The organism is Roseburia sp. AF22-2LB, from assembly GCF_003461125.1.
GTDB classification, from domain to species: Bacteria; Bacillota; Clostridia; order Lachnospirales; family Lachnospiraceae; genus Roseburia_C; species Roseburia_C amylophila.
In genome coordinates this window covers 196,357-219,198 of sequence record NZ_QTWM01000003.1, presented here as the reverse complement: position 1 = coordinate 219,198, position 22,842 = coordinate 196,357, and the positions used below count along the sequence as shown (strand labels likewise).

Genomic DNA, 22,842 nt, shown 5'->3' with positions numbered 1-22,842 from the left:
GTATTTATTTGTTCTATACGTTTACTATAATACAATATAATACATTTTGTCAATATATATCATACAATATAGGAAAATATATACATTTTCGCAACTTTGTTTTATAATATTTGTGAAAGTTATATTAGGAGAGAGGTATTTATATGGAACTGAACAACACCATTGCCACACCACTGTACAAACAATTGGAGGAAAAAATACGAAAAGAGATTGACACGGGAGAACGGGCGGCCGGCAGTCGTCTGCCTACAGAAAATGAATTAAGCGAATCATACCATGTGAGCAGAGTTACTGTCCGAAAAGCATTAGCCGTTTTATCTGAATCCGGATATTTAGAAAGGAAATCAGGAAAAGGAACTTTTGTAGCGGAAAAAAAATTGCAGCGTAATATTACAGAAGTCATAAGTTTTTCTGATATGTGCCGGATGAAAAATGCAACACCTGGAGCTAAGACCATCAAAATTGCATTGGAAGATCCTTCTGAACGGGATTTAACCGAAATGTCACTACACGAAGGGGATAAAATACTTGTAGTGGAAAGAATCCGTTATATGGATAATGTCCCTGTCATCTTAGAGTTCAATAAATTTCCTGAATCCTTTTCTTTTTTATTTGGAGAAGATTTAAACGACTCTTCTTTGTATGAAATACTAAGAAAACACAATATCATTCTGGATCATTCACGTAAAACACTTGATATTGTTTTCGCTAATGCCCAAGAGGCTAAGACTTTAAACATCAGTAAGGGGTATCCTCTGCTCCGGATATCAAGTACCATCCACGATGTTGACAACACTATCACGAATCTTTGCAAACAGCTATGTATCGGTGATAAGTTCCAGTTTATTTTTTAGTTCCAATTTACACCATTTCCAATGCGGCTCATCTAATAGCAAATGCGATAAAGTTCCTTATTACAATTAACTTTATCGCATTTGTTATATCCTTAGAGAAGTCATTATTTCCCATTGTGCTACTATATTTTCTAAGGTTAAAAAGCTCCGGTTTCTGCCACCTGAAAATGCCGGAACAGAAAGGACAATTTCTTATGCATTTATCGAAAAATAAACTGGCGGTCTTTTTTCCGGGCATCGGTTATCACTGTGACAAACCACTGCTCTATTACAGCCGAAAGCTTGCTGCCGAAGCAGGTTATGAAACCGCTCTTACACTGGACTATTCCCTTGCCGGCAGCGATATCACTGGAAATATCCGGGGTAATAGGGAGAAAATGCAGCAGGCTTTTTCTTATCTTTATGAACAGGCTGTAAAACAGCTTTCTTCCGTAAACTGGCAGGATTATGATGAAATTATATTTATCTCAAAGAGCATCGGAACGGTTATTGCCTCTGCCTATGCAAGGAAGGAAAATATTTCCTGCCGCCAGATTCTCTATACCCCTTTACGGGAAACCTATGATTTCCACCCGCAGAATGCCATTGCTTTTCTCGGCACTTCCGATCCCTGGAGCGATATTGAAAAAGTGACTGGCATCAGCAGAGGGCAAAAGATTCCTCTTTTCCTCTATCCGGATGCCAATCACTCTTTAGAAACAAAGGATACACTTGATAATATCAAAACGCTTCGCAATGTCATGGAGGAAACGAAGCGGTTTCTTACTTCATAAATACTTTGTTGCAGCAAGTACCGGTTTATTCTTTTTGAATCAGGATTTTGCCATCCTGAACCTCAATCCGCACTTTATTGGAATCGATACCGGCTTCTTCTAACATTTCTTCTGTCAGCTGCAGCCGGTGGGCTTTATCTAAAACGGAATATTCTTCATGGGTAAATTCTGCTGCACTTGCAAGACGCTGCAGTTCTTCTAAAGATACTTTCCGAATCTTTTCGGTACTGATTTTGCCATCGGAAATCAGCACTGTCCGCTCCACTTTATCCGCCAATGCCATATCATGGGTCACTATGATTATTGTAATTTTAAATTCTTCATTCAGTTTGTGGAACAGCTCAAATATCTGATTTGCAGTCTTTGTATCTACTGCGCCGGTAGGTTCATCTGCCAGAAGAATCGACGGCTGATTGGAAAGTGCAACGGCAATGGCAATCCGCTGCTGCTCGCCACCGGATAGCTGGGAAGGGAACTTATCCGCATGTGCTTCCATACCGACTGCCTTTAATAAATCTCTGGCACGCTTCCGCTTCTCCCGGGCGGATGTTCCCGGATGAACCTGCATGGGTGCTTCAATATTTTCCAGCGCCGTAAGATAAGAGAAAAGATTTCTTGCACTCTTCTGCCAGACGAATCCCACTTTGTCACGGCGGTATAAAACCAGTTCTTTTTCCGTATAGGACGATAAGTCCTTTCCATCCACCATAAGGATTCCTGCTGTGGGTGATTCCAGTCCTCCGATGATATTAAGCAGCGTCGACTTTCCACTGCCGGATTTGCCGATAATTGCCATCATTTCCCCATCTTCTATCGTAAGATCCAGTCCTTCCAGTGCCATGACTTTATGCTGTTCCATCTCATATATCTTTACCAGGCTGTCACACTGAATCATTTTACCAGCCTCCCATCCTTTAATTCATAGACGAAATCACCAAGTTCCATCAGATTCGGGTCATGGGTGGTCATGACTACAGTGATATGCTCCTGCTCTACCAGTTCACGGAAAAGCTTCATGACTGCAAGCCCCGATGCCGTATCAAGTGCACCGGTTGGTTCGTCTGCAAAAATCACCTGTGGTCTGTGGGCAACTGCCCGGGCAATTGCCACCCGCTGCTGTTCACCGCCGGACAACTGATATGGCATATGATAAATCCGTTCTTTCAGTCCGACCCGCTCTAAGATTTCTATTACACGCTTCTTCTGTTCTCCCCTATTTTTCTGCTCTTCCTTATCCTTCTTCCGTTTCTCTTTATCACCGGATAACCGCAGGGCAAATTCCACATTTTCATAGGCATTCATCACAGGAATCAATGCCACAGACTGAAAAACAAATCCCATCCGGTAACGCCGCAAGTCCTCCCGCTCCCTGTCTTTTAAATATTCCAAATCTTTTCCGAAAAATTCCACTTTTCCTTCCGTCGGTACATCAAGAGCACTTAAAAGATTAAGAAGGGTTGTCTTGCCGGAGCCGGAACGTCCCTTTAAAATAGTAAGACTGTTGCTTGGTATCTCCATGGAAACGCCGTCCAAAGCCCGGACGATGCTGCCATCTCCCGACGAAAAATATCTTTTTATATTTTCTGTGCGTATTGCTATCGTCTGTTCCATCAGCTGTCCTCCCCTAACCGAAGTGCCTTTGCAATTTTCATGCTCCGCAGTATTTTCCGGATAATCAGATAACAGAATAACATCACTGCCAGAAGTACCGCTAAAAGCTTCAAAAGGTCTGTAGGATAAATGTATATTTCTATGGCTAGATTATGCTTTTGCGACAGATAGACCACCATAAGCAGACGTACAAACAAAAGCGTTGTCACTGCTCCGATTCCTCCACCTGCCAGTACCGGTCCTGCCGAGGCAAAAAGCTGTTCCGTTAAAATCATCTTCCGGACTTCTCCCATCCGCATTCCCATTGCACGGTAGACTCCCAACAGCAATTCCCGTTTTTTCAGTGTCATGATCCAATACAGCAGAAATCCTACAGAACATATCACCAATGATAAAATAAAGCTTAATGTAAACATTCCATTTGTCACCTGTACCATGGCTGAATTCCGGTTGCCGGCAAGCTGTTCCTGCAATAAGGTAATATGTTGCGGCTGAACGCCTGCTGCCGCAAAACTTTTCGTAAACATAGTCTCTTTCACACCATCTGAAAGCTTCATCCACACCTGATAAGAAGTCTGACCAAAAGCACTGATAACGGTGGCATAATTTGCTACCAGAAGATACTGTTCCTGTTCATTTAAATTGCCTTCTTCATCCTTTACATAAGCATATCTTTCATAACCAGGGAAGCAGTCTATGATGGCACAGACCTTTGCCTTGCTGCTGCCCATTTTATCTTCGCCGATTTCCGCCGGAAGATACCTTGTATAACTTAAGACATCGCCTGTTTTTAATTTTAATTTATCTGCCAGATTCGAAGAAATAATGACACCATCCGGTTCTTCTGCCAGCGCATTCAGCGCATAAAACCAGTGCTCTTTGTTTACGCCATCCTTAAGCTCTGCGGTCTCTCCGAATTCTTTTGTATGGACTGCCATCAGTTTTCCACCGGAAACAGTACCGTTTCCTGCTGTAATATCTGTCTTTTCATCGATCAGGACTCTGGTGGCATTTTCGCAGACATTTTCTTCGATTAAGGTTTCATATCTTCCAAAATCCGGCTCCAGATATTTCCAGCTGGTTTCCTTTTCTTCCATTTTCGAAATCTGCAGCCGGAAATTTTCTTCCACCACCGCATCCGCTCCGATGCCATATGCAATCCGCTCTTCCATATTCTGATTCATGGTTCGCGCCATATTGGCTTCAAATATTCCACTGGCTACTGTCATAATCAAAAATACTGCCAGAAATCCCATTTTGTACCAAGTCCGCTTCAACTGTAAAAATGCCGCATATTCTGCCGGGCGGAATCGTTTCTTAAAGATTTTATCTACCGCCAGTATGAGATAATAAAAAAGACGTATAAACAATAAGCCTGCTGCCAGTATAAATACCGATGTATTCAAAAGAATTACCGGATCCATCCCCTTTCCCGCAATCAGTTCCAGCGCAAGACTCTCCTTCTGCCGGTTGTAATTGAAAAGCAGATAGCAGGACAGAAAAAGTAACAAAACATCCAAAAAGCACTTTTTCCAGAAGGGATTTGTCACTATATTATTTTTTGCTGTCCGTTCATTTACAATGGTGTATTTTGTCCGCCGCAGCGCCGGTATGGTCAGAAACAGAATTACAATAGCCGCCGCCACCAGAGCGTAGAGAATCATTCCGCCATTTAAGGTATACATGCTTACATCTTTTCCGGTAAATTTTAAAAACCCGTCGGTGGAAGCTGCTCCTTTGCATATTCCGTAACCCAGCAAAAGTCCAATCGCTGCGCCTGTCAGTGCCAGAAAGGATGCCTGCAACAGGTAAATCGCACCCACCTGCAATTTGGTTGCTCCACGGCTCCGGAGTACTGCAATCTCCCCTTCTTCCAGAGAAAGTATCTGGGAGGATACCATATAGATAAATAACAGCAGCAGTACAATGCATGGCAGTTCCAATGCCCACAACATCTGCTGTATCGTCCGCTGTTTTGTGAAAAAGGACGTCAGGGTATCTGCCATATTATCCCGATACTTTGTATCTGATGTCCGGAACTGCTGCATATAATCTGCATATTCTGCCGCATGCTTTGCATCTATCTGCCGGTAATCTAACATCAGATTTTCTTCGTAACTGATTTCATCCTGTCCAAAGGAATCTATCATGGCATCAAAAGTATTCTCTGATACAAACAGTGTATTTCCAAAATCACTGAGCGTGTGATACCAGTAACTATCATTGATATTCTTTTCTTTTATGATGCCTGTCACTTTAAAATCCACTTCATAAACTTCTGCTTCACCCTGGATTTTCATATGAAGCACTTCTCCTGTCACCAGTCCGTAGGCATCCATCGTCTCTTCACTGACAAGGCATGGATAACAGCCGTTTATTTTCACCTGATTTCCGCTGTCTAAACCCTCTCCGTATGTAATATCTGTGTTCTTCGATAATTCCGGCAGATATCCAACGGTAAAATATTCATTGGTTCCGCCCAGGCTGGTATCTGCTTTTCCACCGGAAAGGCTTAAATACTGCTCGGATGCCACTGTATCCACCGCCACATATTCGGTCCATTTTTTCTCATATGCCACAAGTTTCTCTAACACTTCCTTTGCAGAACTATAATCCTTCGAAGAATAGCTGCCACTACGATTCATCACTGCAGGAAATGTTTCCTGTTCCTTTGCATATGTTTCAAATCCTGTTCTTAATACCTGGTTTCCGGCACCACGTTCAAACATCGGATGACAGACAAATAATGCGATAAATAATGTAATTCCAAGAAGCAGGCACAAATTCAGTCCTTTTTTATTCTTTATTTTACAAAAGACAAAACGTAACATTCCAACTCCTCCTACTCTCTTGCCAGTACATCGCCAGACTCTATTCCAAAGAGAACCACTTTCCCATTTCCGGTAAGTGTATCATCCAGTAAAACATACTGTTTCACCAGATGGTCCCCTTCTATCTTCCACACAAAATATGACACTTTATCCGGATGCATTGCATCCTTCTCTTCATAAATCATTCCTGCCGGAAGCACTATAACATCCTCCATGGAAATATAAGGGAAGTCCACGCTTTCTCCATTTCCCATATCATCTACGATTTCATCATTCATCCGTACATAAAATGCCGGTGTATCATACCCGGAGGTTGTCTGAAAGGTATAATGAGCACCATTTTCATCGATATAAAGACAGCCCTCATCCAGATTATTGCTGCCTGCTGCAAATCCCACACAGGTTCCGGTGTAAGTCGTATCCCCGGATGTAATACTTACCGGTTCTCCCGCCTCTGCAATATCATCCGTATACACCGTTACGGACTTACTGCTCACCATCTGCACCAGAAGTAAGTCTGATGCTTCTCCTTTCATCTTAAGAATTTCATCTCCGGTTTCTACTGTGTCTCCTTCCCAGGCAGTTATTTTCGAAACCTGTCCATCCGCATCTGCATAAACAGATAATTTCCCTGTTCCGTCATTTCCACGGCTTAACGTATCATAAGCTGCCTGCAACTGCTGCAGCGTCTGATTATGGTCTGCTTCTGCAATTTCTTTTTGAAGGGTTATCATCTGCCGGTCATAGTCACTGGCAGAATCCAGCCCGTTCTCTAATTCCGCAAGCTGTGCATCGTAATCTGCCTGCTGTTTCTGATATGAAGTATTCTCCGTCTCTATGGCATTGGCTGCTTCTGTAATGGCTGCCTTTCCTTCTCCGGTATTGATGATATAAAGAAGGTCACCTTTTTTCACTTCCGCATCCTTTTCTACCGCTATTTTTACAATCTCTCCTTCTTTTGCAGCAAGATAGACCCTGGCATTCTTATCTGCCCTGCTTAATTTTAATCCGTGATTTTCCACCTGAAAATCTGACCGCTCCACCGTATACTCGGTATAATCCGAAGGCATCCGCTCCGTAGTCTCATAATAGACTGCTTCTCCTTCCGCTAATCCATCCGTAATCTGGGTATTATGGTCATCTGCCGCCCCTGCTGTTACTTTACGCTTTTCTCTGGTATCATCCCCGGCTTTCACATAAACATAAGTTTCCCCATCTTCCTGATACAGGGAATCGTTTCCCACCAGAAGGACATGCTCCGCTCTTTTCTCTTCAAAATAAATGGGATATAGCTCTCCGGCTTTCAGCTCCACGCCCTCCGGCTTTTCTATCAAAACATTGGGATAATTATTATTTATCTTTGCAAGTACCAGCTCATCGGTGCTGTATTCCCGCTCAGTAACCGGCACTCTTTCGCCGGATTGCAGCATATATTTTTCGGAAACATCTTTATACTTATAATTCTGCACCGCTACATCCTTAAGCTCTATTGCAAGGTCTTCAGTATCTGCCACAATCGCAACATTTTCTCCCGCGCCGGCTTTCCGGTTTACGGTCAGGCTCTTGGTATAAACCACTTCACCACTGTGATTTGCCTTTAACGTTCCATCTGCTATCAGAGCGTCCAATGCTGCAATCTCTTCATTCAGCTTCTGCACCCGGTACTCATGAAGCTTCGTATCGTAGCGGCTGTTTTCCTGCAGGACGGCTATCTGGGAGGTGATGTCCTCTGCCTCTGTCTCCTGCGTGTTATTCTCTGTTGCAGATTCCTGCATATCATCCTCTTCCTGAATGTTATTCTCTGCGGCATCCTGAATGTTATTCTCTGCAGTATCCTGCTGCTTCTGCTGGTTTGCCAATTTATCCTGCTGCAATTGGTTGATTTTCTGGTTTAATTCGTATACGGTATTTTCATGCGACAGCTCCTGCTGCTTTGCTTTCCGGGACGCACTTGCCTCGTCTACATCTGCGTATGCCAGCACATCACCTTTTTCTACGGTATCGCCCGGTTCTACCAGAATCTTTGTCACCGTGACATTGGCTTCATATGCCTGTCCGTACTCCTTTGGCACTGCCGTTCCCAGCAGCACGTTGGTGGTTCCGATATTTCCATAGGTCACCTGCTGATAAGAAGCATTACTTGCCGCCGGCTCTTCCAGGTCTGGTATTGTTTCTGTTTTCTTACTTCCACAGCCGCCAATTAACATTACAAAAAACAGGCCTGTCAGGACTACTGGAATCACGCTTTGTGCGTTTCCTGCGTAACTTTTTTTCTTTCTCACAGAGTCACCTTCTCTCCACCGGAAAGTCCGGATGTAACAACCCAATGATTCCCTACTTTTTCTCCAACCGTTACCGGCACTACCTTTCGATATCCGCTATCATCCAGAAGATAGACAAAGTGTCCCTCTTCACCTTCCTTTACGGCAGAGGCTTTCACATAAATGACATTTTCCAGCGTGGGCTTCGTAATCACAAGACTCAGCACGTCTGCCTCTGAAAGTGATGTCATATCCGATACCGGTGAAAATATGATTTTATTTTCTTCCACACCGGCAACCTTTAATTCATAGGACAGTGCATCCAGTGTAGCTGTATAAGTATCTCCCATGTTAAATTCATAGCCTTCCGGCAGGTCTGCTTCATAGTTACCGGTTCCACACACTTCAGTAATCAGATTATTTCCCGGCACAAAGCCTCCTTTTTGCAGATAATTATCCATGGCTGTAATGGTACCGGATTCTTTTGCTGTAATCTGATAGCGGGACAGCTTTTCTTCTGCCTCTTCCACATAAAGCTCTGCTACTTCAATATCCCGCTTTAAATTTGTAATATCTTCATTATAATCCAGGGATGCATCACAGCTCATGAGGTTTACATAATGTTCCACCAGAAGCTGTTTATCCGCAATCTCATCCTGATACTGTGTCATTTTTGCTTCCAGACTGTCTGAACGGAAGGATACCAGAAGCTCTCCCTTTTCCACTTTATCGCCAACTGCCACATATACTTTGTCTAATTTCAATTCCGTATTTGTTGCATCATAGGTAATCTTTTCCAGACCCTCTGCCTTTAATTTCAAAGTAATTTCCGGCATCAGATTTCCTTTTTTCACTTCCGTGGTATCATAAACCAGCTTCTCATATGGTGTCCGGGCAGTTGACACAAGCTCTGGCTCTGCTTTTCCGCATCCCGTCAGCAAACTGCCTGCTGCCAGGCACAAAAGCAGTTTCCATTTTCCAGTTCTTTTCTTTCTATCTGCCATAGGCACACCTTACCTTTCATCCAAAGGATGAATCAGTGTACCATCCATGGCATTGACAAATACCGGATGCCGGTTCATATCATTTCCGGATGCCATATAAAGACACCACGCCGGCACATAACTGTAGCAGCCTTCCTTCTGGTCATCTTTGATACGCGCATAACCAAGCTTTAACTTATTAAAATTCTTGTACTCATCCAGTTGGTAATCGTCTCCATTTTTTATAATCTCATCTTTGATTATATTTTGAATTGTTGATAACGGCAGCAGTTCCACTTCTTTTGAAATCTTTGTAACGCTTACCGGATACTGCATAAATACTTCTGTAATTCCATTATCCGTAACCGCAAATCGTATCTCATCCTCTAATTCAAAATTTACATCACTGTTTTCCAGCGTAACCCAGGAAATATCAAAGTCGTTATAATCCAAAGAATCACTAAATGCCAGTCCATTGACACCGGTTCCATAACCAAAGAGGTAGCCCCAGTCGATGACCTCACTGGCCTCTGAATCAACAAACTCTTCTCCATCTTGTTCTGTGACATTTGCTCCATACCAGGTATAATTTTTCAGTCCGTAAAGCACCTGATTGTCACGTCCTGTTTCTTTTAAAAACTGCTCTACCAACTGCTTTGCATCATCTCTGGAAATACTGCACTCATTTTCCGATTCCGTTTTGTCAATCGATGCATTTACCGAATTATAACCATCTATATAATCACAATCCTTTAAAGACTGTGGTCCATAATACTGGTTTACATAAATATCACTCTTTCCCTGTACCAATGGTGATGCCACAATGTAGGCAATTGCATTTTCGTTTGTTTCTTTTACTTCAAATCGCACATTGTATAAAAGGTCTCCACAATACCCTGCATATTCATTGCAGCTGTCATAATCCTCTGCTGCAGTATAGGTATCTTTTGCAGTCTCTAATGCTTTTTCGTATTGTTTTTTCTGTTCTTCGGTTTCTTCCTTCCAGTCATTCAGCATTTCCTTATGTCTTTCTACATCCTGATGATGTGCATTATTCTCCAAATCATCGATTTGAGACTGGACAGCAACAATCGTTCCATCCATGCTGTCAACGGCAGTCTGTAATTCTTCTTTTGTCAGATGCTCAACATCATGGTAATAAATTTCAGAATCTTTAAAATATGCTTTCAGAAACTTTTTCTTATAATCGACATCTATCTTTAATTCTTCTGCCGCTACCACAGACATGGCATCTGCTTCCGGCACATCAATAGATGCATTGATTCTTACCTTCACATCTCCATCCGACGTTGTTACCGTAAAGCTGTCATCCCAGTTATCTGCTTCCCGGAATTCATCCAGTGTGCTGACTACTCCTTTGCTTTCCTGTTCTGTTTCCATATCATAATCTACTTTTTTCCCGCCACAGCCAGCAAGAAGTACCATCGCCATACCTGCCGGAATCATTTTTCGTAGTATTGAATGTTTCATCCTGTACCCTCCGTTTTCCATCTTTTATTTTCTGTTTACCTTTCCATTTTCCTCGTTTCTGGTGTTACTTTAACATGAAGATGTAAACTTTTTGTATCTTATCATTACAATAAAACCGGCAATTCTATGGCTGTATTTCTTATCGCCACAAAACTGCCGGTCTTGATCATTCTATTTTTACTTTTATTTTTTGTCTTTTCTTATTTTTTCCAGCTGTTCGAAAGAAGTATCTCCAGTTCATCTGCTCCAACCGGTCTGGAATAATAGTATCCCTGAAACCATGTGGCTCCCACAGTCCGGAGATAATCTTCTAATGCCTTATTTTCCACGCCCTCCAGACAACTCTTGATATTGGCTGCATTGGCAAAATCCACCATACTCTGGACAATCGCCTTATTCTTTTTGTTTACAAGAATCTTCCGGATAAAGCTCATATCAATCTTAATCTCATCAATCAGCATCTCAAGCGCCATGGCAGAAGATGAACTTCCTGTTCCAAAATCATCCATGGCAAATTTGATTCCATAGCCTCTTAATACTGCCATCCGCTCATTGATTACCGATACCGGAAGGCTTCTGCTGTAAAAAGCTTTTACTGTCCCACAAAGCCTGTTCCAGAACAAAATTTCCCAAATCATACATGGAAGGATCATTTTCGCAATAACTGCAGGTGACCATTTATGCCACTGAAAATACCTTGCCTTCTTTTTTATTTTACCATGTTACGCTTCGTTTGGCTATCTGATATTGTGCTGATTCCATAGATAAATCTTGTTTTATCAAAGAGTTCAAAGTACCGGTATGTGGCATCCTTTTCTTCCTGTATGTTATCGGATTTTATCCTCAGTCCGGCTACGTCCAACCCCGTGTAGGAAAGCTGTTCTGCCAGCTCTTTATCCACTGTTTTTTCTTCTTCATTGTCTTTAACGGATGAGGAAGCTTCCTCTGTAGCTGTAACATCCGATAAAATATCTTTTCCTTCTGCCTCCGCCAGCAAAACGGTGCCATCCTCTAACAGAAATACCGCATGCTTCTCTGTGCCATCATATTTTGTAAAAATAAGTTTCCAGTAGTAGGCACTGTAGGTATGAAATGTTGTATCCACCGCTTTCTCCGGAAATGCTTCCCAGGTATACCAGTTGGCATAAGAAGAAGCTAAATCGGAAGGATACTGCCCTTTCTGATAAATGGCTTCCATACTGTCTCTTGCCAGTGCCGCTGCCTCGTAATCCTTTAAAGTCATCTCATAGGAATAGGCTTCCTGTGTCTCACTCTCCCACTGCCCGGTAATCAGCTGGATGCGGTCATTAAGCTTAAGGCTTTCCGATGCCTCCTTTGCCAGTAGGGAATCGGAAGCAATATACTGTGCCGGAACCGCCTGCACTTCTCCCACTGCTTTACGTTCCTGCCCTTCAATCAGAATTCCCGGCAGAAAAATTCCTGTCAGCACCACCAGAAGTGTTCCTGCTATCATTCCACAGACACTTCCTTTTATCTTTAATTTTGTTCTTTTCTGAAACATATCCGCATCTTCGTCCCCTTCTTTGGCTCACTTTCTACGATAAGTTCCGCCTGATGATGTTCTATAATCAATGCCACCAATGACATTCCGATTCCGGCTCCGCCTTCCTGTCTTGCCCTGGATTTATCTGCCATATAGAATTCATCGCAAATCCGCTCTGTCTCTTCCTTGGTCATGCCGATTCCATAATCTTTTACGGAAAGTTCATAATAAAATGGATTTTCCTCTTCCTGTATTCTCTTTCCGCTAAATTCAATGACACCATGCTCTTTGGATGCTTTTCTTGCATTATCCAGTAAATTCACCAGTACAGTCACCAGAAGTTCCTTATTTCCGTACAGTACTGCCGGCTCGATATTTTCCTTTAACACAAGCCCTTTTGCCTCAAAGGACGGTGTCACCACCTTAAGTACTTCACTGCTTACATTTTCAACCTGAACTGCTTCCTTTTCCATTTCATGTTCCCTTAAATAAATCAAATCAAAGAGCTTTCCCGACATCCGCTCTAACCGTCTGCCTTCGGAAAAGATATAACTTAATGCCAGAAGCTGTTCTTCTCTTGGAAGCTCCATGGAACGCATGGTATCTGCATAACCGATAATGGAAGTCATCGGTGTCTTAATCTCATGGGTAAAGTCTGCTACAAACTGATCCCTTTTCCGTACCATTCCCTGAAGCTCTCCTATCTTTTCTGATACTGCTTCTGCCATCCGGTTAAAGTTTTCTGCCAGAAGTCCTACTTCATCCTGACTCTTTACTGTAATCCTCGTCTCATAAGAGCCATCGGTAATCTCCTCTGCCACCCGGTTCAACTGCTCCAATGGCCTGGTCAGATACCGGCTGATAACATAAATAAACAGAGATTCTATCATAAGGCAAATGAAAAGAATCAGCCGGAAATAACGGATTTCCCGGTCTCTTAATGCGTAGGCATCGGACACATCACTTCTGCTGATCATGCAGAGGTTCTCATCCCCTACCTTACTGGCTGCCGTCACATAAATATAATAATGACCGTCCTCTTCAAAGATGGCATAATTCTTATTTCCATCCTCCTGCTGTGCTTCCCAGACTTTCTTTAAATTGGCATTTTCTTCTGTTTCGTTATAAACCAGCTTATCCCCATAATAAATAAAAAATGTCACATTTTCTGCCCGCATACCGCTGCTGACCTGTGCTCCAATGTCTGGAAGTGCGCCCTTTACCGACTCTTCCCGGTTCAACGCCTGAAGTACTTCATATTCCACCGAGGACTGCACCAGATTATTCTGAATGACTGCATTAGAAATCTGTGTTTCCTTCGCCAGTTCAAAATTCTTATGTATCATCAGATAGCCCACCAGTCCCAGACTGACGGAAAGCAGGATTAAATTTGTAATTAATACTTTATATCGAAATTTCATGCTTTATCCTCTAACCGGTATCCTGCCTTAAATACTGTTTTAAGCTCCGCTCCAAGATTCAGTTTTTTCCGTAATCTCTGGATATGAAGGTCTAAGGTTCTTGACTCTACGGAATATTCCGTTCCCCAGATTTCTTCATAGATTCTTTCCCGGAACAGTGTAATATTCCGGTTGCGCATCAGAATTTCTAAGAGTTCAAATTCCTTTGGCGTAAGCTCCACTTCTTTTCCTGCCTTTGTCACCACCTGATTTTCACTGTCTAATTCAATATCCATAAAAGTAATCTTCTGCTCCATCTTATGATAGCGGCGCAGCACAATATTGACCCGTGCCAAAAGTTCTACCACTTCAAAAGGCTTTACCATATAATCCTCTGCCCCGGAGGTCAGCCCCTGCATCCGGTCTTTTAGGGAATCCTTTGCAGTCAGAAAAATCACCGGAATTCCCATTGGACGGATGTATTCCATCAATTCAAATCCATTTAATTCTGGCAGCATAACATCCAATATAATCAAATCAAAATTTTCTGTTTCCAACAGGTCTGCAGCTTTCATTCCATTGTATACACAGACACACTGATAGCCTGCCTTCATCAGATTCAGCCGGATTAAATCCGATATTGCCTTTTCATCCTCTACAACCAATATCCGTATCATGCTGCCCGCTCCTTTTACTACTCTTTGATGTTTATTTTAACATATATTTGTATCTAAAATGTATCTGAACATTAAAAAAGAATGTGCCTTGCACATTCCCGCGCCTGCGGCGGTCGCTTGCGACATCTACCTTATACGCCGCAGTGCGCATCCTCGCGGAGCGTTTTTTGCTTTACAGGAAAGCAATTTCCTGTAAAGCAAAAAAAGTTTCTTCTATTCCTTCTGATTGCTCATCGGAATAAAAGAAACTTTTTTATTCTCATCTTCTCTTGTCTAGAAGAAACAATTATTTTTTCATGCTACGCCTGCACCAGTGTCATTTTTCCACTGCAATGCATCTTCCGGATGCCCTCCGGTATCGTAAGCCTGTCTCCGGTATCTACCCAGATGCTGCCAATTAAACCGCTGCCGGATGCCACATAAATGACATCTGTGCTGTCAGAAAGCAGCAGATCCATTTCCCTCTCTACCTTAAATCCTGCACCTGTTACTTCTGCAGCACCACGCTCTATCCGGATTTTTCTATCCGGCTGGTTGCAGGATAACGCTGCTCCATTGCTTTCCATGACTTTCTTATACCAGAATGCGGAATCCTTTACATAACGCTGCTGGGTTGCAAAGTCCACATAAATAATTCCGAACCGTTCAGAATAGCCCTCATGCCATTCGAAATTGTCTAAAAAAGTCCATAAGAAATAACCGGCAATCTCTGCTCCTTCGTCCGCCGCCTTCTGCAGATTTCCAAGGTACTCATCCAAGAACTGGATACGGTTGGCATCATGTACACTGCCATCTGCTTCCACATTATCATGACAGGACATTCCATTTTCCGTAATATAAATCGGAAGCTGATAACGTTCGTAGAGGAATTTTCCTGCCCAGTATAGGCATTCCGGTGTCACCGGCCATTCTGCGGCAGTTTTTGGGAATCCTGCCGGACGGTCTGCAAATTCCGGCTCACCATCTGCTCCTGCACGAACTGGATATCCGTTATAAATATTCTGTCCGTAAAAATCAATGGGCTGGTGAATCAGTTCCATATCTTCTTTCGTGATTTCCGGCAGATACTCCTTGTATTTCTCAAGACCTTCCTTTGGATAATGTCCTAAAATAACCGGGTCGGAATACCAGGATACATTCCAGGTCCAGTTGTCGACATCATTATAAAAGCCAAAATATACCTTCTTTGCAGCTTCAATATCTTCCGGGGAATTACTTGCCGGATATGCCACCCCACTGGTTGGTGCATAGCCAATCTGTATCGGCTGCTTTGCATATTTCCGGAGAGTAATAACTGCTTTTCCATGTGCCCGCAATGCATTATGCGCAATCCGGAAGCTTTCCTCTGGTGTGACTTTCTTTCCCGGTGCATGAATACCACGGTAATATCCCAGTCCGATAAAGCACTGTGGCTCATTCAAAGTAAAAATCTTGTCGCAGATATCAGTAAAATTCTCTGCTACTACTTTTGCATATTCTGCAAACCAATCTATGATTTCTTCATTGAGCCAGCCGCCTTTATCCTCCAATGCCTGCGGAAGTTCCCAGTGATAAAGTGTCATATATGGCTCAATGCCGTTTTTCTTCATTTCAAGAATCATATCACGATAGAGTGCCACCGCTTTTTCATTGACTCTTCCGGTTCCCTCCGGCATCAGTCTCGCCCAGCTTACGGAAAAACGGTATGCCTTCACACCAAGTTCTCTCATCAGCGCATAGTCCTCTTTATAACGGTGCATGTCATCGGCACTGACATAGGCATTATGATGTTCGAAAGTTCTTCCCTCTTCGGTAAAGGTGTCCCAGATGCAGGTTCCTGCGCCATCGTTTTTGTCTCTTCCTTCTACCTGATAGGCACTGCTGGCAACGCCCCATACAAAATCTTTTCGAAACATTTGTTTTCCTCCTGATTCTATTTCTTGTGTTATTCTTCTGCTATTGTAAAAAATGACATTTATTTTTTTATGCAATATCTGCGCAGTTTACCGAGCACGGATGCCGCATAAGAACTGCAAGGGGCACTAAGAATTTTGCGAGACCTGTTCTTTCTTCCGGCAACCGGCACAAATTCACTTCCATGTTCATATGTGCCTCGCTGGCACTTCCCTGTGCCAGCGTTGCCAGATGCCGGACAAAATTCCAAGTGCCCCTAGCAGTACTTAAAATGCATTCGTACTTCGGCGAACCGCTCAGATATATTCTAATCATAAAAATATATCATTTTTTACAATTGCAGAAGCATTCTCTCAATCGATTTCGCTATAAAAACACTCTACCACGAAACAACTGTTCCGGGATAGAGTGTTTTACCTTAAAAATGGTAGAAATCTATTTTATTAAAAAAAATCAGAATGTACGGATTCCATATGACATAACAGTTTGTTTTAAGTCATTTGACTTTTTGTTACTTTTGAATAGAATCGTAGTATTTTTTCACGATTTTCTCCGCTGGTTTTGCATATATTTCATAATCTTTTCTCTTTAGGGCAGCATTCTTCGTGTAGAGATGACTGTTCCAGGACCAGAATGCCATGCCCCTCACCCATTCTCTTTTTAAGCAGGCTTCAAACATTGCCTCATACCAGTCTGCCTGTCCCTTAGCATCTGCTTCTCCCTGCACCGTCCAGTCATTTGGCACTTTATTAGAATCCACGATAGACATACATCCTGCCTCTGCAAAGAAAAATGGTTTTTGAAATTTCTTTACCACCGCTTCAATCCGGTCAAGCTGGTTCTCCCAGTCCTCCAATGGATAATATCCGCTGGAAGAAATCACATCTACCGCATCCCACCATTTCACATTATGCTCCTGATATTTATCGGTATTATAGGAAACAAGTCCGTCAAATTCACTCCGGATATCAGCAATCAGCTTCCGCCACTCTGCTTCCCTGCGCTCTGCCATAACCATTTCGCAGCCTGCAATATGCATTTCCACACCCATTTCTTTTGCCAGCCTTGCATAATGAAGCTGAAATTCTGTATAGGATTCAAACCAGTTACACCACTTTGGTTCACAGACTACGTCTTCATCAAAGAAATTGACATGGGCACGCCAGGTTCCATTTTTGCAGTTTACCGTAGGCTTTAATGCCACACGCATACCAAGCTCTTTCGCATAATCAATCATGCCCTTTAATTCATCATCTGACACCGTTGCTTCAGAAGTATAACAAATCTCTTCCGACTGTGCCGTGTCCTGCAATCCGTTGGGTGCTAAGATAACAAAATTGCTGTTGGTATTTTCTTTCATTTTCTTTAAGCTGTCAAAAGCACTCTTCTCCTGATAGCTCCCTTTTCTTGCAAATGGTGCATATGTCATGCCGCAGATATATTCCATGGTAAGTATTTCCTTTCTCCTCTTTCAATGACTTTTTATGATGGGAACTATAGCATTCGCCCTGGAATCTTGCTATAATGATTTATTATAAAAATAGTAAAAATCTCTTATGGCAGGAATTCATTTATTTTAAATATATTGGGGGACGACTTTATGAATTCACTTTTTGAATACAGCGACCGGCTGAATGCTCCTTTTGAATGCTTCTTATTTGACACAAGAATCCATTCTTTTCCCATCCGGTCCCACTGGCATTATTTTGTTGAAATTCTGTATATGTTAGAAGGCACCGCCATCATCAACTGTGATGATGATACTTATGTACTAGAAGAAGGTGATATGACGTTATTTCTTCCGCAGGCAATCCATTCTATCTATACTGCCACAGAGCAGCCATTGGTTTATTATGTCATGAAATTTGACTTAAACCAGCTTGCACCATCCGGCAATGCATTAAGTACCACTTTTTCTGGGATTAATTTTGTATCACTTTTTAATCTGGCGAAGGGTGATTCCCATGCTCCGAAATATTTTTCCAAAGCGATGTTAACAGGCTATCCCATTGCCGGAATCTTTTCCTCCTGTGAACACGAAATGCAGCAGCAGGAATACGGTTACCGGATTCTGGTACAGTCCCAGATTAATTCCCTTTTAACCTTTATCCTGCGTATCTGGCGGGCACAGGGTTTTAATACGGATAAATCTCTGGCTATTCCGCAAAATACAGAAGAAGCGTCCATACATTCCATTACGGAATATATCGACGCTCATGCCCAGGAGCCATTAAAGGTGGAAGACCTTGCCAGAATGTGTAATATGAGTTATTCCTATTTTGCCAAAAGCTTCCGGGAACTCTATGGCCAGTCCTGTAAAAAATATATTGAATTTATCCGCCTTTGCAAGGCTGAGGATCTGCTGCTCTTTACCAATCTTGACTTGAATTATATCAGTCAGGAAACCGGATTTTCCGATTGCAGCCATTTTATTAAGGCTTTCCGAAACAAGCACAAAATGACGCCAAAGCAGTACCGGAGGGAGCATTCCTCTTAAAGGTACTTTCTTAAAGCTATATTCTTAAAGCTATATTCTTAAAGCCGCATTCTCAAGGCCGCATTCTCAAGGCCGCATTCTTAAGGCTGCATTCTTAAAACCTCATTCTTATAGGTGCATATAGATATCAGCCTGCTGGATTGCCACATCTGCTCCTGCCATCAGCATGGCAAAGAAGGTTAATGTGATGGTAAGGAATACCGCCTTACCATCATAGACAAATTCCACATTCTTCTTCCGGTTGGCAAGAAGAATTTCTATTCCAAGCAGGATAAAGATACATGGCCAGATATGGAAAATGATTTCATAGGTCAATACCGGCACAAACAGATGTACCAGAAACAGGATTCCAAACAAAACCAGTGCACTGCCTAAGGTAATGCTGCCCACTCTGTGGGTGCGTACTTCTTTCACATTCTCATCCATTTTCCTTATGCCTCCTTTGTTTCTTCTTCCTCAAGGGATTTTTTCTTACCATGAACCAGATAAATTCCTGCTGCTATAATTGCAATTCCTGCCAGCAGTCTTGGAAGCCGGTAACTGATTTCCTGAAGTACCCAGACCGTTTCATCCGGAATTAAATTTGCAATCATCCAATAGAAGCTGTTCCAGATTAACATAATACCAAGCAGAATCAGCACGACTGCAATAATGGTACGATAACGCTTTACAAAGGATTTATCTTTCCCGCCTTCTCCACTTAAATGGAATAAATAATCATCCTCCACGGCATAGAATTCTTCATCGGATAAGCCTGCTAAATTGTGTACATGGAAGAAGCTGTAAAACCATGCAATTACTGCAAGCACTGCCAGCGGTCCAAGTTCAAAAATAGATGCTGCTACAATAATGCCAAAGAACATCGACATCAGGCTTAAGCCCATTTTCATAAATCCCATATACATTTCCCCTGCTCCCGGTAAAAGGGAACAGCAAAATCTTAAAAATCCATTTCTCTTTTTCGTCATGTTATCTTTCCTCCTTTAAAAACCATCCATTTGTCGTCTCAGTAATAAAATCGCAAAATGCACTGGACGCATCATTTACACTCTGTAAGAAATTCTGCTCTTCACTACGCTTTTTCGCTTTCTCTTTCTGTTCCTGTAAGTCCTTATTTGCCTGCTCTTTTGCTTCTGCCACATAAGTTTCCATGTCCGGTCTGCTCTGCTGTTCCACCGCAGGCACTACGATCAGAAAGGCAATTGCTGCTGCAGCTGCCGCCATTACTTTCATGCTGTAAAGGAATAGTCTGCGCTGTGCTGACATTTTCTCTTTCTGCACTACACGCTTCTGCTGCTGCGCTATCTTATGTATGATATTTTCTTCCAGATATTCCGGTGCTTTTATTCCCGGTGATTCTTCCGTTTCCCGGATCAGTGCTTCTAATTCTTCATCACTTAAATATTCCAAAGTCTCTTCTTTTCCCATGTCAGCTCCACTCCTTTCCATATAGTTTTCTAAGCATTGCCCGTGCCCGGTATATCTGTGTCTGCACGGTTTTCAAATTCTTCTGCTTTAACTCTGCTATCTCGCCGGCAGGATGTTCTTCGCAGAAGTATAGCTTTGCGATTTCATCATAAGGCGGTTTCAACTGTCCGCATTTTTCCTGCAGTTCTTCTCGGACCACCTCTTCGATGCATTGCTCTTCCGGTCCTCCCGCTCTCGCAGGATGGCTTCCTAAGACTTCGTCTTCGGTGGGAACCATCCTCCTTGCCGCCTGTCTGCTGTAATCAATACATTTATTCGAAGCAATCCTGCAAAGCCAGGCTTTCTCATTCTTACCGTCGAACTCTTCCTTGTGCTGGTAGGCAGATAAAAATGTTTCCTGCGTCAAATCTTCTGCTGCAAAGTAATCTCCGGTCATCTTAACGCAAATAGAAAATACCAGATTCTGGTATTTATGAACCATCTGCGTAAATGGTTCCTGACACATTTTTATCCACCTCCTTGTCTCTTAAGAACGTTCTCATAATATATAACGAGTATCTTTTTCTATTGTCTTCAATTTTTTCAAAAAATCAATATTTTTTTAATTTATTCTATCCGGAATCCATTCTATTGACTTTTCTTTTCCGTGAAACTATAATCACTGTGGTTATCATGAATGATAGAGCAATTGCGAAAGAAAACATATATAACATATTTTAGCGGATAAATCTTCTGTTTCTTTTTAAATAGGAAATATTGTAATTCTATCCCCCGCATTTTTCTTTTTGCTATTCCGCCTGTCTTTCCAATGTTTGATAAGACACTTGGGCTGTTCGCCGAAATACGGACGCCTTTTGAAATCTGCCTAGGGGCACTTGGAATTTCGTCTGCAACCGGCAACACTGGCACATGGATGTGCCAGTGAGGTGTATCTGAACATGGATGTGAATATACACCGGTTGCCAGACGAAAGTAGAATCCCATCGAAATTCTTAGTGCCCCTTGCAGATTTCAGGCGGCATCCGTAATCGACGGACAGCACAAGCGTCTTTTATCAAAGCAAACGGAAAGACAGCCGGCAATCAGGAAAAATGCGAAGCAGGAATTACATAATATTTCCTATTAAGAAAAAGAAACAAAAGATTTATTTCTCAAAATATTTTAGAATCTTTTTCTTTCGCAATTGCCAATACATCTAATATACGAGGGATTTAAATGATGGAAAAGAAGAAAAACTCCATTGATATGACTCATGGATCTTTATGGAATAAAATTTTGATTTTTGCTCTGCCGCTGGCTGCCAGCAGTATCTTACAGCAGCTTTTTAACTCTGTCGATACCGCTGTCGTTGGCAACTTTGCCAGCAGCCAGGCTTTAGCTGCCGTGGGAAGCAACAGTTCCCTGATTGCTTTGATGATTAACCTTTTTATCGGTATCTCACTGGGTTCGAATGTTATTATTTCCCGATATATCGGTCAGGGTGTCCACAAGAATATCAAAGCTGCCATTCACACTGCCATTGTTGTAGCTTTGGCAGGCGGCATTTTCCTGCTGGTTTTGGGCCAATTTATTGCAAGACCGGTTCTGGTTCTGATGGGCACACCGGATGATGTCATTGACCTTGCAGTCTTATACCTTCGGATTTACTTCCTTGGTATGCCATTTATTCTGTTATATGACTTCTGCTCCTCGATTCTCCGGAGTACCGGAGACAGCAGACGGCCGCTTTATGCACTGATTGCAGCCGGTGTTATCAATACCGGGCTGAATCTTATTCTGGTCATTGCCTTCCACCTTGGCGTATCCGGTGTTGCTATCGCTACCGTGGTTTCGAATATTGTAAGCTCCGGAATCCTGATTTACATCCTGCTGCATGAGGATGATCCGATTCGTTTAGAGCCAAAGGCACTTGCTATTTCCTGGCATGAATTAAAGAAGATTCTTGTCATCGGTGTTCCTGCCGGATTGCAGGGTATGGTCTTTTCCATTGCCAATGTCTGCATCCAGAGTACCATTAACAGCTTCGGCTCTGATGCTGTCGCCGGTTCTGCCGCAGCGTTAAACTTTGAATATTTTTCCTATTTTGTGGTAAATGCTTTTGCCCAGACTACTGTTACTTTCACCAGCCAGAATTACGGTGCCGGTGAATATGACCGCTGCAAAAAGGTATTCCGCTTAAATATGATATTTTCCCTTATCTTCTGTGGACTCCTTTCCAGCGTCTTCATCTTAGGACGGGGCTTCTTCCTGCACCTTTACAGCAATGACCCGAAGGTACTTACCTTTGCCGTCCAGCGTCTGTTAATAGCAACAACTTTGGAGCTTTTGACTTCTACCTATGAAATCAGTGGAGGTGCCATGCGTGGGCTGGGACATTCCCTGTCGCCTGCACTGATTACCGTTTTCGGTTCCTGCGTCCTGCGGCTCATCTGGGTATCTACCGTCTGCCGGTATTTCCATGAGTTCTGGGTAGTTATGATTATCTATCCGATTTCCTGGGTGCTGACCGGAAGCATGATGCTCCTTGCCTATTACCTGCTGCGCAGGAAGCTGTTCCGAAAAAGCGCACTATAGAAAATCCCGGAAGCAGATGGTTCCTTCTTCCAAAGAATGAATCTTTCTGTTTCCGGGGTATTTTT

21 protein-coding genes are annotated in these 22,842 nt (G+C 42.6%); 4 read left to right on the top strand and 17 right to left on the bottom strand.

The window, feature by feature from the left end; translation table 11 throughout:
• The first annotated feature begins 143 nt into the window (after nucleotides 1-143).
• Nucleotides 144-854 (top strand): GntR family transcriptional regulator, encoded by a 711-nt coding sequence (locus tag DWX96_RS06445; RefSeq protein WP_118057056.1) that lies wholly within the window; start codon nucleotides 144-146, stop codon nucleotides 852-854.
• Between the two features lie 194 nt (nucleotides 855-1,048).
• A complete protein-coding gene (locus DWX96_RS06440) occupies nucleotides 1,049-1,627 on the top strand; it encodes an alpha/beta hydrolase (RefSeq protein WP_117697844.1) in 579 nt (192 codons plus the stop codon).
• A gap of 25 nt (nucleotides 1,628-1,652) precedes the next feature.
• Here DWX96_RS06440 and DWX96_RS06435 read toward each other — a convergent pair whose 3' ends face one another.
• From DWX96_RS06435 to DWX96_RS06375, 13 genes are all read right to left on the bottom strand, one after another.
• Nucleotides 1,653-2,522: an ABC transporter ATP-binding protein gene (locus tag DWX96_RS06435; RefSeq protein ID WP_117697743.1), complete on the bottom strand. Its 870-nt coding sequence runs from the start codon at nucleotides 2,520-2,522 to the stop codon at nucleotides 1,653-1,655.
• Nucleotides 2,519-3,238, bottom strand: a complete 720-nt coding sequence (locus tag DWX96_RS06430; protein WP_117697745.1) for an ABC transporter ATP-binding protein — start codon at nucleotides 3,236-3,238, stop codon at nucleotides 2,519-2,521. Before DWX96_RS06430 ends, DWX96_RS06435 begins: the two co-directional genes overlap by 4 nt.
• Complete coding sequence (locus DWX96_RS06425) at nucleotides 3,238-6,069, bottom strand: ABC transporter permease (protein ID WP_118082980.1); 2,832 nt, start codon at nucleotides 6,067-6,069, stop codon at nucleotides 3,238-3,240. Before DWX96_RS06425 ends, DWX96_RS06430 begins: the two co-directional genes overlap by 1 nt.
• An 11-nt stretch (nucleotides 6,070-6,080) precedes the next feature.
• A complete protein-coding gene (locus DWX96_RS06420) occupies nucleotides 6,081-8,351 on the bottom strand; it encodes a biotin/lipoyl-binding protein (RefSeq protein ID WP_118057054.1) in 2,271 nt (756 codons plus the stop codon).
• Nucleotides 8,348-9,334: a hypothetical protein gene (locus DWX96_RS06415; RefSeq protein ID WP_118057053.1), complete on the bottom strand. Its 987-nt coding sequence runs from the start codon at nucleotides 9,332-9,334 to the stop codon at nucleotides 8,348-8,350. Before DWX96_RS06415 ends, DWX96_RS06420 begins: the two co-directional genes overlap by 4 nt.
• A gap of 9 nt (nucleotides 9,335-9,343) precedes the next feature.
• Complete coding sequence (locus tag DWX96_RS06410) at nucleotides 9,344-10,804, bottom strand: DUF6034 family protein (protein WP_147337969.1); 1,461 nt, start codon at nucleotides 10,802-10,804, stop codon at nucleotides 9,344-9,346.
• A gap of 200 nt (nucleotides 10,805-11,004) precedes the next feature.
• On the bottom strand, nucleotides 11,005-11,442 hold the full coding sequence (locus tag DWX96_RS06405) for an EAL domain-containing protein (protein WP_158561824.1): 438 nt from the start codon (nucleotides 11,440-11,442) through the stop codon (nucleotides 11,005-11,007).
• Nucleotides 11,443-11,513: 71 nt separating this feature from the next.
• Nucleotides 11,514-12,326, bottom strand: a complete 813-nt coding sequence (locus DWX96_RS06400; RefSeq protein WP_117841598.1) for a hypothetical protein — start codon at nucleotides 12,324-12,326, stop codon at nucleotides 11,514-11,516.
• Entirely contained in the window at nucleotides 12,302-13,729 is a 1,428-nt protein-coding gene (locus DWX96_RS06395) for a sensor histidine kinase (RefSeq protein WP_118057051.1), read from the bottom strand. Before DWX96_RS06395 ends, DWX96_RS06400 begins: the two co-directional genes overlap by 25 nt.
• On the bottom strand, nucleotides 13,726-14,385 hold the full coding sequence (locus DWX96_RS06390; protein WP_022243011.1) for a response regulator transcription factor: 660 nt from the start codon (nucleotides 14,383-14,385) through the stop codon (nucleotides 13,726-13,728). Before DWX96_RS06390 ends, DWX96_RS06395 begins: the two co-directional genes overlap by 4 nt.
• Nucleotides 14,386-14,684: 299 nt before the next feature.
• Complete coding sequence (locus DWX96_RS06385) at nucleotides 14,685-16,280, bottom strand: GH1 family beta-glucosidase (protein ID WP_118057050.1); 1,596 nt, start codon at nucleotides 16,278-16,280, stop codon at nucleotides 14,685-14,687.
• Nucleotides 16,281-16,347: 67 nt separating this feature from the next.
• Nucleotides 16,348-16,593: a hypothetical protein gene (locus DWX96_RS06380; RefSeq protein ID WP_118057049.1), complete on the bottom strand. Its 246-nt coding sequence runs from the start codon at nucleotides 16,591-16,593 to the stop codon at nucleotides 16,348-16,350.
• A 196-nt stretch (nucleotides 16,594-16,789) separates the two neighbouring features.
• Nucleotides 16,790-17,725 carry a glycoside hydrolase family 113 gene (locus DWX96_RS06375; RefSeq protein WP_117841594.1) on the bottom strand — a complete coding sequence of 312 codons (936 nt, stop codon included), beginning with the start codon at nucleotides 17,723-17,725 and terminating at the stop codon, nucleotides 16,790-16,792.
• 153 nt (nucleotides 17,726-17,878) lie between these two features.
• On the opposite strand from DWX96_RS06375, the gene DWX96_RS06370 reads away from it, so the two are divergent.
• Nucleotides 17,879-18,775: an AraC family transcriptional regulator gene (locus tag DWX96_RS06370; RefSeq protein ID WP_118057048.1), complete on the top strand. Its 897-nt coding sequence runs from the start codon at nucleotides 17,879-17,881 to the stop codon at nucleotides 18,773-18,775.
• A 108-nt stretch (nucleotides 18,776-18,883) separates the two neighbouring features.
• Here the strand turns inward: DWX96_RS06370 and DWX96_RS06365 are convergent, their stop codons facing one another.
• Genes DWX96_RS06365 through DWX96_RS06350 form a run of 4 tightly spaced genes read right to left on the bottom strand, consistent with a single transcriptional unit; the run spans nucleotide 18,884 to nucleotide 20,708 of the window.
• Nucleotides 18,884-19,201 carry a LiaF transmembrane domain-containing protein gene (locus DWX96_RS06365; RefSeq protein WP_117697767.1) on the bottom strand — a complete coding sequence of 106 codons (318 nt, stop codon included), beginning with the start codon at nucleotides 19,199-19,201 and terminating at the stop codon, nucleotides 18,884-18,886.
• A gap of 5 nt (nucleotides 19,202-19,206) precedes the next feature.
• The gene (locus tag DWX96_RS06360) at nucleotides 19,207-19,743 is read right to left on the bottom strand and encodes a hypothetical protein (RefSeq protein WP_118057047.1); all 537 of its coding nucleotides are present in this window, start codon (nucleotides 19,741-19,743) and stop codon (nucleotides 19,207-19,209) included.
• A 1-nt stretch (nucleotide 19,744) separates the two neighbouring features.
• Complete coding sequence (locus DWX96_RS06355) at nucleotides 19,745-20,203, bottom strand: hypothetical protein (RefSeq protein ID WP_118057046.1); 459 nt, start codon at nucleotides 20,201-20,203, stop codon at nucleotides 19,745-19,747.
• A gap of 1 nt (nucleotide 20,204) precedes the next feature.
• Entirely contained in the window at nucleotides 20,205-20,708 is a 504-nt protein-coding gene (locus tag DWX96_RS06350) for an RNA polymerase sigma factor (RefSeq protein WP_118057045.1), read from the bottom strand.
• Nucleotides 20,709-21,418: 710 nt separating this feature from the next.
• On the opposite strand from DWX96_RS06350, the gene DWX96_RS06345 reads away from it, so the two are divergent.
• Nucleotides 21,419-22,777 carry an MATE family efflux transporter gene (locus DWX96_RS06345; RefSeq protein ID WP_242988745.1) on the top strand — a complete coding sequence of 453 codons (1,359 nt, stop codon included), beginning with the start codon at nucleotides 21,419-21,421 and terminating at the stop codon, nucleotides 22,775-22,777.
• Nucleotides 22,778-22,842: the final 65 nt, after the last annotated feature.